The 12,290-nt window shown below is 58.8% G+C and carries 9 protein-coding genes; 7 read left to right on the top strand and 2 right to left on the bottom strand.

Annotated features, from left to right (window positions below; translation table 11 throughout):
• The first annotated feature begins 196 nt into the window (after positions 1-196).
• The 3 genes from AC13QY_RS06900 (at position 197) to AC13QY_RS06890 (ending at position 3,878) form a co-directional block, all read left to right on the top strand.
• Positions 197-1,183, top strand: coding sequence for a substrate-binding domain-containing protein (locus AC13QY_RS06900; RefSeq protein WP_488493029.1), 987 nt, complete (start codon positions 197-199; stop codon positions 1,181-1,183).
• 162 nt (positions 1,184-1,345) lie between these two features.
• Positions 1,346-2,872 (top strand): sugar ABC transporter ATP-binding protein, encoded by a 1,527-nt coding sequence (locus tag AC13QY_RS06895; RefSeq protein ID WP_488493028.1) that lies wholly within the window; start codon positions 1,346-1,348, stop codon positions 2,870-2,872.
• Positions 2,856-3,878, top strand: a complete 1,023-nt coding sequence (locus AC13QY_RS06890; protein WP_112338060.1) for an ABC transporter permease — start codon at positions 2,856-2,858, stop codon at positions 3,876-3,878. Before AC13QY_RS06895 ends, AC13QY_RS06890 begins: the two co-directional genes overlap by 17 nt.
• Positions 3,879-3,922: 44 nt before the next feature.
• Here AC13QY_RS06890 and AC13QY_RS06885 read toward each other — a convergent pair whose 3' ends face one another.
• Positions 3,923-6,949, bottom strand: coding sequence for an alpha-mannosidase (locus AC13QY_RS06885; protein WP_488493027.1), 3,027 nt, complete (start codon positions 6,947-6,949; stop codon positions 3,923-3,925).
• A gap of 252 nt (positions 6,950-7,201) precedes the next feature.
• The gene (locus tag AC13QY_RS06880) at positions 7,202-8,101 is read right to left on the bottom strand and encodes a LysR family transcriptional regulator (RefSeq protein ID WP_472517826.1); all 900 of its coding nucleotides are present in this window, start codon (positions 8,099-8,101) and stop codon (positions 7,202-7,204) included.
• 110 nt (positions 8,102-8,211) lie between these two features.
• Here AC13QY_RS06880 and AC13QY_RS06875 point away from each other — a divergent pair, with 110 nt between their 5' ends.
• From AC13QY_RS06875 to AC13QY_RS06860, 4 genes are all read left to right on the top strand, one after another.
• Entirely contained in the window at positions 8,212-9,294 is a 1,083-nt protein-coding gene (locus tag AC13QY_RS06875) for a 4-oxalomesaconate tautomerase (RefSeq protein ID WP_488493026.1), read from the top strand.
• Positions 9,295-9,341: 47 nt separating this feature from the next.
• On the top strand, positions 9,342-10,343 hold the full coding sequence (locus AC13QY_RS06870) for an ABC transporter substrate-binding protein (protein ID WP_488493025.1): 1,002 nt from the start codon (positions 9,342-9,344) through the stop codon (positions 10,341-10,343).
• A gap of 74 nt (positions 10,344-10,417) precedes the next feature.
• Positions 10,418-11,188 carry an ABC transporter ATP-binding protein gene (locus AC13QY_RS06865; protein WP_488493024.1) on the top strand — a complete coding sequence of 257 codons (771 nt, stop codon included), beginning with the start codon at positions 10,418-10,420 and terminating at the stop codon, positions 11,186-11,188.
• On the top strand, positions 11,172-11,945 hold the full coding sequence (locus tag AC13QY_RS06860) for an ABC transporter permease (protein WP_488493023.1): 774 nt from the start codon (positions 11,172-11,174) through the stop codon (positions 11,943-11,945). Before AC13QY_RS06865 ends, AC13QY_RS06860 begins: the two co-directional genes overlap by 17 nt.
• Positions 11,946-12,290 lie beyond the last annotated feature (345 nt).

The raw sequence follows: 12,290 nt of genomic DNA, 5'->3' as shown, positions 1-12,290 counted from the left end.
GCAACGCCAGCCCGATGGAAACGGTTCATCATACCTATCTTCCGAGACAGGTAAAGCTCCAATTTCACCTGTTTTTCACCGCAAAATCGGTGCCTTGACAATTCCTGGCGGCATGATACCCAATATACGTGGAAACGGTTCATTGTCGCAGACAACTCAGGTGGAGCTGAGCCCAGGACCGTTCGGGAGGAAAGAAATGACCAATTCTACAAAACGCGAATCCGTCTTGATCAACACGAAGCGGCGTACGGCGCTGAAATTGGGGCTTGCCGGCACTCTGGCGCTTGCGCTGTCCTGCGGCGTGTCGCCCGCCTTTGCCGCCAGCAAGCCGAAAGTCGGGCTGATCATGAAGTCTCTATCCAATGAGTTCTTCAAACAGATGAAGGCCGGCGCCGACAAATATGCGGCCGAAAACAAGGATAAGTTCGACTTCAAGGCCGTCGGCATGAAGGACGAACGGGACTTCGCGGCCCAGGTCGATGCCGTCGAGAACTTCGTGACGCAGAAATACGACATCATCGTCGTCGCGCCGGCCGATTCCAAGGCCATGGCCACGCCGCTCGCAAAGGCGGTGAAAGCTGGCGTGAAAGTCATCAACATCGACGTGCCGCTCGATGCCGATGCCAAGAAGGCGGCCGGTATCGATCTCGCCTTCTTCGGGCCGGATAACACGGCCGGCGCCAAGCTTGCAGGCGATGCGCTCGCCAAGGATCTTGGTCCCGGCGCGAAGGTGGTGATCCTCGAAGGCAATCCCGAGGCCGACAATGCCAAGGAGCGCAAGGCAGGCTTCATGGACTCCATCAAGAACGGCAAGCTCGAGCTTCTCGACAGCAAGACCGCGCATTGGGAGACGGAAGAAGCCAACACCGTGATGACGAATTTCCTCACCAAGTACAAGGATATTCAGGGCGTCATGGCCGCCAACGACTCCATGGCGCTTGGCGTGGTCAAGGCTCTCGACGCGTCGGGCCAGGCAGGCAAGATCAAGGTCGTCGGCTTCGACAATATTCCGTCCGTCAAGCCGTTGCTCAAGGATGGCAAGATGCTGGCCACCGTCGAGCAGTACGGCGCGGAAATGGCGGCCATGGGCATCAAGTATGGCCTTCGCGAATATGCCGGCGAAAAATTCACCGGCTGGGTCAAGACGGATGTGACACTCGTCACCGCCAAGGATCTCAAATAGTCGATAAACCAGCCTTGCGGGTAAGGATGTGCTGGTATTTGCCGGCACATCCACTTTCCGATCGATCTTCTGGTCGGCCTTTGAGCGCGAGGCGTTAGGCCCAGCGGAAGGCGGCGCGAGGAAGATCGCCATCTCCGATTCAAAAACGGAAACGCTGATGAGGTGGACGTGCCAGAGACTGTAGATGACGCCATCCTTAAGTTGGAAGGAATAGGCAAGCGCTTCCCGGGCGTCGTCGCCCTGAAGGATGTCTCGATAGAGATCCGTCGTGGCAAGGGTCACATTCTTCTTGGTGAAAACGGCGCCGGCAAATCGACCCTGATCAATCTGCTTGGCGGCGTCTTCAAGCCGGATGATGGCCGCATCCTGTTTGACGGCAAAGCCTATCATCCGTCCTCTCCGCTGGAAGCGTTCCAGGCGGGCATCCGGGTCATTCACCAGGAGCTGCACCCGCTTTCCAATCTTACCGTCGCCGAAAACCTGCTCTTTGAGCATCTGCCGCGCCGATACGGCCTGGTAAATTATAAGCAGATGAATGCCAGGGCGACGGAACTGCTGGCGGAAGTCGGCCTCAACGTGGCGCCGACGACGCTTGCTGGCAGCTTGAGCGTCGCTCAGCTTCAGCTTCTCGAAATCGCCAAGGCGCTCTCCAACGAAAGCAAGCTTCTCGTCCTCGATGAGCCGACGGCAACCCTAACCTCGAAGGAAGTCGACCGGCTCTTTGAAATTCTGAAGCGGCTGAAGGCGCGCGGTGTCACCACGCTTTACATATCGCACAGGCTCGAAGAGATCTTCGAGGTGGGCGATGACGTGACCATCCTGCGCGATGGGCAGCATGTGATGACGCGGCCGCTCGAAGGGCTTGGAATTCCGAAAATCGTCGAACTCATGGTCGGGCGCGAACTCGCGCAGCATGACGCCTTTCGCGGCGACAGCGCCATCTCCGGCGAGGCGCTCGGCGTCTCCGGCCTCAAAGTGACGAACCATAGCCCGGAGCTGTCATTTTCCGTCGCCAAGGGAGAGATCGTCGGCATTGCCGGGCTTGTCGGCAGCGGCCGCACCGAGGCGGTCCGGGCCATATTCGGCGCCGATATCAAGGTGGCGGGCGAAATCCGCATAGACGGCGAGCCGGTCGAGATTGCCTCGCCCAGGGACGCCGTAACCGCTGGACTATGTCTCGCGACCGAAGACCGCAAGATTCAAGGTCTCATGCTCGACATGAGCTGCGCGCAAAACAGCACCATCACCAATCTCGGTAAGATCTCCCGCAACGGATTGATTTTGCGCAAGGCGGAGGATGATTCCGCCCAGCGCCTCGTGCGTGAATTGCGGATAAAGACACCATCCATCCATCAGGCCGTCAGGACATTTTCGGGTGGCAACCAGCAGAAAGTCGTCATCGCCAAATGGCTGTTTCGCGGCCCCAAGGTGCTGATCTTCGACGAGCCGACCCGAGGCATCGATGTCGGCGCCAAGGCGGAGATCTACGAGCTCCTGTGGAAATTTGCCGCCGAGGGGAAAGGCGTGCTCGTCGTATCTTCGGACCTGCCGGAACTGATGAGCATTTGCCATCGCATCATCGTCTTCTCGGACGGCAAGATAGCCGGGGAAATACCCCGAGAGCAATTTGACGAGAGCAGGATCCTCTCGCTCGCTTATAAGGAGTACAGTCGTGTCCGGCAACATTGAAAAGACGACCGAGGCGAAAGAGGCCAGCGTCTGGGACAAGCTCATCCGGATCTCGATGAAAGAGGCCGGCGTCGCTATCGCCCTGGTCCTGATCTTGATCTTCTTCTCGCTGACGGCGCCTTATTTCGCAACGCCGGAGAACTTCCTGAAGATCTTCGTGCAGATCGCCATCAACACGGTGCTCGCCGCCGGCATGACCTTCGTCATCCTCACGGGCGGCATCGATCTTTCCGTCGGATCGCTGCTGGCGCTTTGCACGGTCATCGGCGCGACGATCATGATCGACCCGCGGTTCTCTCCCTGGCAGGCGATCGCTCTCGCATCGCTCGCCTCGATGGGGGCCGGCGCGATCCTGGGCGCCATCAACGGATGGATCTGCGAGAAATGGAAACTTCCATCCTTCATCGTCACGCTCGGCATGCTCAACGTCGCGAGCGGCCTTGCCCGTGTCGTCAGCGACAACTCCACCATCACCGGCCTGCCGCAGCCCTTCGTCGATTTCGGCAATCTGATTTTCTGGGGTGTCCTTCCGTCGATCTTCCTGATCGCGATCGTCGTCGTCCTCATCGGCTGGTTCGTGCTGCGCTACACCGTATTCGGACGTTTCGTCTTCGCGATCGGCACCAATGAGGAGGCGGTCCGCCTCTCGGGCCATGAACCGAAAAAATACAAGATAGCGGTCTTCACCATCTCCGGACTGACCGCCGGCATTGCCGCCATGGTATATCTGCTACGCCTCAATGTCGGCAGCCCGGTCGCCGGGATCGGCTACGAATTGAACGCGATCGCGGCCGTCATCATTGGCGGCACCAGCCTTTCCGGCGGCAAGGGCTCGATCATCGGGACACTGGTTGGCGCCTGTATTCTGCAGGTGCTGTCGACGGGGTTGCAGCTCTTGGGCGCCGACGACAACATCAAGCCGATCGTCATCGGCGCCGTCATCGTGCTCGCGGTCATTCTCGACAGCTATCGCGGCCGGCTCATGCGGATACTGGAGAGCCGCTGACAGGGCGGCTCTTTGGAGCAGGTAGGCGCCGAATTAATCTGTCGTCAGGTCCGCTGCAACTTCCATGTCCGGATTTCGAACGGCATGATATCGGCTGGACCGGTGCGTTCGATCGGCTCCTCCAAAATGTTCAGCGACCCCGAAGCCTGCCATCCCGACGGCAGCGTCAGAGAGAGACGGCCGCGCCGACCGGCCGGTTCGTAAAGCCGCAGGATAAGGCCCTCGCCTTCCTCGGCCGGCTTCAGGCCTGAGAAGGCAACCGGCGTGCCTTCGATGTCAATTGGCGACAGAGTGCCTGCCGCAAGACCGCTTGCCTCCATGCTGACCAACGGCTGGTTGAGATCGATCGCCTCCGATAGAACTCCGCCTTCATACCAGGCGCCCTCATGCGGCATCAGCGCATAGGTGAAGCGCTGCTCGCCTTCGTCGGCGAGTGGGTCGGGATAGATCGGCGAGCGCACGAGGCTCATGCCGATGACATTGCCGCGGGCGCTATGACCGTATTTGGCATTATTGAGCAAGGCAACGCCGAAACCGGGCTCGCTCAGATCGACGAAGCGGTGTGCCGCCGCCTCGAACATTGCCTGCTCCCACGAGGTGTTGGTATGCGTCTGCCGCTCGACGACGCCAAAGGCGCATTCGAAAGTCGCGGTGCGTGACCGCACGGCGACCGGATTCAGGGTTCTGAGCAGCGTTCGCCGATCATGCCAATCGATGGCCGTCTCGATATCCAGCCTACGGGCATTGGCCGTCAGAACATACAATTGGGTCACGGTCGAGTTGCGATGTCGATAGACAACTTGGATCGCTGCGCGATGCGGCCCCTCCTCGACCAAGGTAATGCTCTCCGGCTGTTCGAGCCGGATGCCTTTCTCGGCATAATCGGCATCCACGTCCCACGCATCCCAGTTGCGTGGCTTGTCGGCGGGATAGACCCAGAGCTGGTTGGCTGCCCCTTCGATCGCCTCCCGCCCCGTTGCCTTGTGAACAAGACTCGAGACGGCTCCGTCCTGACCGATGACGATAGACAAATGCTCGTTTTCGATGTGATTGCTATCGGCTTTCAGCGGCCCGGCCGGCTTGATCGCCTTGCGATCGAAGACTGCGACGGAAAGAGGCGCGATGGGATCGGCGGAGGCCAGAACCGTTCCATCAGACAGCACTGCGGTGAGCGGGCGCGCCGACAAAGACGGGTTAACGACGACAAGCGCATCGGCGACTCCGCCAAGAGGAAGATGGGCCGATAGCGTCTTCAGGGCACTTGCCTGCTCCGACTTGGCCTTGCCGATTACGTCGTCAAGTTCCCGCTCGGCATCCACGTAGACCTCGCGAATACTCGATCCGGGAAGGATATCGTGAAACTCGTTTTTCAGAACGACGCGCCAATCGGCCTCAAGACTTTGAGGTTTGGCAGCGCCCAGCATATGGGCGAACGAGGCAAGCGTCTCCGCCGTGATCAGGGCGCGTTCGGCCTGGCGATGCTTGCGCTTGACGCCGCTTTGCGTCGTCAGCGTTGCGCGATGGAGTTCGAGGTAGATTTCGCCATCCCAGACCGGAAGTTCCTTGTCCTTAGCGGTGAGGTGCGCCTTTTCGTAAAAACTCTTTACCGTCCCCCAGCGCGCCTTCGGGATCGCCGGGAAGTCGCGCAGCTGTACCTCGCGCTCAACCATCTCCGGCGTGACGCCTCCACCGCCATCGCCATAGCCGACGGCCAGCAACGAGGTATCGTGCTGCGTCTTGCCGCGGAAATTCTTCCAGGTCGGCACGAAGCAATCCGGCTGCACGAAGCCGTTGTAGCCTTGCATGGGATTGTCGAATGTATGGGTTAACACCTTGCTGCCATCGAGCCCCTTCCACCAGAAGAGATCGGACGGAATGTGATTGGTTTCGCTCCAGTTCACCTTAATCGTGAAGAAGCTGTCGATGCCCCCAAGCCGCAGGATTTGCGGCAAGGCACCTGAAAAGCCGAAACAATCCGGCAGCCAGCAGACGCTATGACGCAGGCCGAAATGCTTTTCGAAATAGCGCTGGCCATAGAGAACCTGGCGCACGAGGCTCTCGCCTGTCGGCATGTTGGTATCCGGCTCGACCCACATGCCGCCGACGGTTTCCCATTTTCCCTCGGCAACTTTCTTCTTGATGCGCTCGAGCAGTTCCGGATCATCTTCCTCGATTTGCGCATAATATTGGGCGGTCGATTGATTGAAGCGGAAGTCGTCGGAGCGTTCCATCAGTGAAAGCGCTGTGTTGAAGGTGCGGCGCATCTTGCGGCGTGTTTCGTCATAGGGCCAAAGCCAGGCCAGATCGATATGGGCATGGCCGGTCAGCAGCAGCTCGCCATTTTGCGGGAAACGCGTCTGAAGCTCTTTCAGCTGAGCCAGCAGGCGATCATAAGCAGCGGCGGCGGAAGCGCTCTGCGCGTCGCTGAGACCGGCCGGATCGCCCTGAAGTTCCGGCAGCTCCCAGATCTTCTGCTGCATTGCCGCCCCCGCGGTGCGCGAGATATAGGCTGATGTGTCCGATGGCCAGTCGAGGCTTCGCAGCGCCCGTTCGGCGGCATCGATCAGATGCGGCACGGCTTCATGGCCATCGAGAATATCGGCAGCTTCGCCGATCTGCTGCAGCAGAAGATGCAACCGGTGGACGGCCTCATCCAGCCAGATCAATCGCGCCTTGTTCAGCTTCGGCGCCCTGTTCGGCTCGCCGAAGGGAAAACGCGCGACGCTCTCGGTTGTGATCTGGAAGTCGCGACCCTTGATCGGAAACTCCTGGTGATACGGGTCCAGACCGAAGGTCTCCACTTCGCCATCGGGGTAACGCAGTGTCAGCAGGCTCTCGCCGCCAAGATCGAGCTGCAGGCGGGTTTGTTCAAGCGGCCAGTCCCGCGGCCCCGTTGCCTTGGCGGCAAAGCGAACCGTCCCTTCACGATGCGGCCAGTCCTGATGATGCGCAATCGGCTCCCCATCGAAGGTCCAGCCGTCGATCGCGAGACTTTTCCTGTCACGCCAATGCGCAAGCTCCGTAGTGCGGACTTTCAGGCGATCAAGGCGTTGGGCAATAGTGAGAGACATTGGCGGGTCCTATCGGGAAATCGGCAACTGACGACGGGGGGAAAATAAATCAGCGCGAGTTGATCGCCGGCCCCGCGCCCCTCTCCCTCCCAGCGGATCGCATAGCCCGGATTTAGATTAAGTAACTTTGTTTTGGCGTCAAGGCGTACGGAAATAAGTTGCAAGAGTTTTGTGTGCCTCGACCCGGATACGTTCGAACTGCACCGAGCCGCTACCAGCGCTTGACCTTAACACGCGGAATAGAGAAGTGCCCTAAATCTGTCGCCACGCCCCGATCAGCATGCGCATGAAATGCTCTGCGGCGGGGGACAAGGTGCCCCCGCGACGGCGCACAATTCCGATGGTGCGCGAGATCTCGGGGTTTCTGATCGGACGCGTGATCAGGAAGGGATGCTCCCCCTGCGGCGTCGCCATTTTCGGCAGCACGGAAATCCCGAGCCCCGCCTCCACTAGGCCGAGCGATGTGGAAAGATGGGTCACTTCGTAAAACCAGTTGAGCTTGATGTTCGATCTGGCAAGAGCGGCATCGAGCAATGTCCTGTTCGCGCTCGAGCGATGAACCGTAATGAGGGGGTAAGGCTCGAGATCCTGCCATCGGACCTCTTTCTTTTCCGCTAGCGGATGGTCCCGCTTGGCCGCCAGGACAAACGGATCTTCCGCCAGCCTCTCGAAGACCAGATCGCTGTCCGAGCTTCCCATGATATTGATTCCGAATTCGACTTCGCCGCGCGCCACAGCCTGAAGTGCGTCGGTCGCAGTCAGATCGAGGATCCGAAGCCGAATATTTGGATATTCATGGTTGAACTGGCGGATGACGGAAGGCAGGAAATAAAAGGCTGCCGTCGGCAGGCATGCGATCGTTACCAGGCCTCCGCGCTTGGCTCCCAGTTCCCGCATCGAAAACAGCGAACCGTCGAATTCTTCGAGCATACGCTGCACCAGGGGCACGAGTTCGGTTCCAAGAGCCGTGGCCGCGACATGGCGCGTCGTCCTTTCCAGCAGCGGCGCGCCGATCGCCTGCTCCAGCTTTTGAATGCGGCGACTGAGCGCCGGTTGCGACATGTTTAGCTGATCGGCCGCGCGATGAAAGCCCTGCAGCTCGACCACGGCGAGGAAGGCTCTAAGGTCAAGGATCTCACAATTGATGTTCATTTCGTATCAATGTCCTCGATTTTAGCATTTCACATATCAATCATTAATTCCATAATAGCAATAACAAGGCGGATTAATACGATAATCACATCATCTGGCGAGAAAAATGCATGAATGATTTACTCTCCATACCGTGTGTCCTGATGCGGGGTGGCACCTCGAAAGGCCCGTTCTTTCTGGCGTCGGACCTGCCACAGGACCCGGCCGAGCGGGATCAAGTGCTTTTGTCCGTGATGGGCTCAGGCCATCCGCTTCAGATCGATGGTATCGGAGGGGGAAATCCGGTCACCAGCAAAGTTGCCATCTGCGGACCGGGAACGGTGCCCGGCGCGGATGTGGACTATCTGTTCGCACAGGTTCGCGTCGACAGGCAGATCGTCGATACCTCACCCAATTGCGGGAACATGCTGGCGGCTGTTGGGCCTTTCGCGATAGAAGCGGGGCTTGTGCCGGTCGCGGGAGACACCACCCTCGTCAAGATCTTCAACGTCAACACCGGCAAAATGATCGAAGCCGAGGTGCCGACGCCGAATGGTGCGGTCGCCTATCTCGGCGACGCAAGAATTGATGGCGTACCCGGCCAGGCCGCTCCGATCGCGCTCACGTTCAAGGATGCGGCGGGTGCGCGAACGGGTGAGCTTTTTCCAAGCGGCAAATCAATAGAGATGATCGCCGGCATCGATGTGACCTGTATCGATTGCGCGATGCCGATGCTCCTGATCGAGGCAGCCTCGCTTGGCGTGACCGGATACGAGAGCGCTGCCGAACTGAACAGCAATCATTCGTTGATCGAACGGCTGGAAGACCTTCGCATCCTCGCCGGCGAAAAAATGGGAATGGGTGACGTTCGCGGTCAGGTCACTCCGAAACCGGTCCTCATCTCTCCCGCCCGACAAGGTGGTGCATTGAACGTTCGCTACTTCATGCCGAATGAATGCCATCCGTCACTGGCGACGACAGGCGCTGTCGGGATCGCAACGGCCTGTGTAAGCGAAAACACCGTGGCATCCCGCCTTATCGGCGTTCAAACACCGCCTATCGTGCTTTCCATCGAACATCCCAGCGGCCATCTGGACGTGAAGTTGCAGTTGCGGGATGGGAAGCTCGTCGCCGGGATTCTTCGCACGGCGCGGAGGCTGTTCGAGGGCCATGTCTTTGCAAAGCCTGCCAAAACGCTGGTTTGTGCAGCATAATCAATCAACCTATGGTGCCGGGAGGGTGCCAAAATGGAGGAGATCAAATGAAAAAGCTTATTCTCGCACTCGCGGCAGCGGTAGCGCTGTCCGGAACGGCTTTGGCGGAACCTGTTCGCATAAGCGTCGGTTCCTACAACCTCAACAACCTGCCTTTCCCGGTCGCGCAGGGCTTGGGTCTTTATGAGAAAGAGGGGCTGGAGGTCACCGTCGAAAACTTCGCGTCGGGTGGTTCGAAGACCTTGCAGGCGCTGGTTGCCGGCTCGACGGACGTTGCTGTCGGCTTTTACGACCATACGATTCAGATGCAGTCGCAGAACAAGCACGTTGTCGCCTTCGTGGAGCTTGGGCGCAATTCCGGGCTCGTTCTGGCCGGCGGCAAGGACGCGAAATTCGATCCGAAAAATCCGGAAACGATCAAGGGCGCCAAGATCGGAATCACCGCTCCGGGCTCATCCTCGGATTTCTTCATTCGCTACTATCTTCAGCGGCATAAGCTCTCGGCCAACGACGTTTCGATCATCGGCGTCGGATCGGGCGCCGCGGCAGTGGCGGCTCTTCAGCAGGGCAAGATCGATCTGCTCGTCAATTATGATCCCGCGGCGACGTTCGTTGTCGAGAAAGGCGTCGGAAAGATCCTGATCGATGCCCGCAATGACGATGGCGCCAAGGAAATCTATGGCGGCATCTATCCGACATCGGTCCTTTACGCCACGCAGGACTACATCTCGAAAAATCCGGAGACCATTCAGAAGGTCACCAATGCAACGGTAAAGGCGCTTCAATGGATGAAGACGCACAGTGCCGCGGAAATCGTCGAAAAGCTTCCGCCGGAATTCATTTCGGGCGACAAGGAGACCTATATCAAGGCGGTTGAAAACGCGCGGCAGATCTTTTCCACGGACGGGCTGCTCGACGAAAAGGATATCAAGACGCCTCTCGATGTCCTGACATCGTTCAACGACAAGGTCAAGGCTGCCAAGATCGACCTTTCCAAGACCTATACCAACGAATTTGTAGCTAAGGTGCCGGCGACGGCATCGAACTAAGGGAGGTTAAGATGTCCGTGACAGCCTTAAAGCCGGCAACACAGACACCTCATGCTGCGGCGGCGTCCAAGGCGATGGTGGCAATCGAAAATGTCACCATGTCCTTTGGCTCCTTCGTCGCGGTCCAGGATGTAAATCTGACGGTGGCCGATGGTGAATTCGTCGCCATCGTGGGGCCGACAGGCTGTGGCAAAAGCACGATCCTGAATGCGATCGCCGGACTTCTGAAGCCGGCAAAGGGCTCGGTATCGATTGATGGCGGCGTGGTCTCGGGCGTCCAGAATAACATCGGCTATCTATTTCAGCAGGACGCGCTGTTCCCTTGGAAAACCGCGATCGAGAACGTGGAATTGGGGCCCTTGTTCCAAGGTGTCGGCGCTGGCGAGCGCCGGGAGCGGGCCCTCAAATGGCTGGCCAAGGTCGGTCTTAAAGGCTTCGAGGACCGCTATCCGCATCAGCTTTCCGGCGGCCAGCGTAAGCGTGTGCAAATGGCGCAGGCGCTGATAACGGGGCCGAAAGTCATCCTCATGGACGAGCCATTCTCCGCCTTGGACATTCATACCCGGCATCTCATGCAAAATGAACTGCTTCGCCTGTGGCAGGAAGAGCGGCGGGCTGTGGTTCTGATTACGCATGATCTCGAGGAAGCGATTGCCCTGGGGGATCGTGTCGTGGTTCTGGCATCAGGTCCCCGGTCGCACGTCATCGACAGTTTCCCTGTCGATCTGGAGCGTCCTCGCGATGTCGCGGAGATCAAGCTCGATCCCCGCTTTACTGACCTCTATCGTAATATTTGGGCTTCCCTGCGCGGTGAAGTGGAGAAAAGCTATGAACGCCATGACTGAGAGACTTACCCAACTGGCATTGCTGCTGGTGATCGTCGGCGGTTGGGAGATCGGCGTGAACCTCGGCGTGGTCGATGTCTTCTTCTTTCCCTCGCCCGTCGATATCATAAAGCAGGTGTTCGCATGGGTTGCCGATCCCAGCTTCTTCAAGCATGTGACCATTACCTTGACCGAAACAGTGCTCGGCTACGTTATCGGCACGGCTCTCGGCGTGGCCGCAGGCGTATGGCTCGGCCTGTCGCGCTCGGCTGCCCGGATCCTCGACCCATTCATCAAAGGCCTGAACGCCATTCCGCGCGTGGTCCTTGCTCCGATCTTTGTCCTTTGGCTCGGTCTGGGGCTCTGGTCCAAGGTGGCGCTCGCCGTCACGCTCGTATTCTTCGTAACCTTTTTCAACGCGATGCAGGGCGTGCGTGAAGTCAACCCCGTCGTGCTGTCGAATGCCCGCATCCTCGGCGCGAAGAAGTCCGAGCTGCTGCGTCACGTCTATTTCCCGGCCGCGGCGACCTGGATTCTATCTTCGCTTCGAACATCCGTGGGGTTCGCGGTCGTCGGCGCCATCATCGGTGAATATCTGGGTGCGTCGGCTGGCCTGGGATACCTCATCGCGCAGGCGGAAGGTAACTTCGATGCCGTCGGCGTCTTCGCGGGCATCTTCATCCTGGCGGTGTTCGTCCTATTGATCGATCTCGTCCTGGATTTCGTCGAAGCTCGCCTGATCAAGTGGCGTCCGCGCGCGGCGGAACGGACCACCTAATTGCGCCACGGTCGGAGAGAGAAGGAAACCGGCGAGCATGTATCCGCACATGTTCGCGGTTCGCCGCAACGAAGCCGGATACGGAAATCGGCAAGAGGGTCTCTGAGACGATTGTCAACGTCGGACGAGACCGGGGCGTGGCGAACATCGGACTCTATTGCTCGCTCTCTCCAACTTAAGGCTGATTGCGCATTCGCGGAACGGCTTTGTTTTCGTCGGACTCCATTCATGAGCGGCAAAATGATGAAGCTCGTGGGCGCCCATTACGGGACAACGGTCCGAGCAGTTTCTGGTAGGGTTCGCGAGCCACTGAGATGGCGTATGGCTCCGAGTTCATCCCGCCTT

This window comes from Martinezella sp. CNPSo 3795 (genome assembly GCF_057784475.1).
This window is presented reverse-complemented; position numbering and strand designations above follow the sequence as displayed.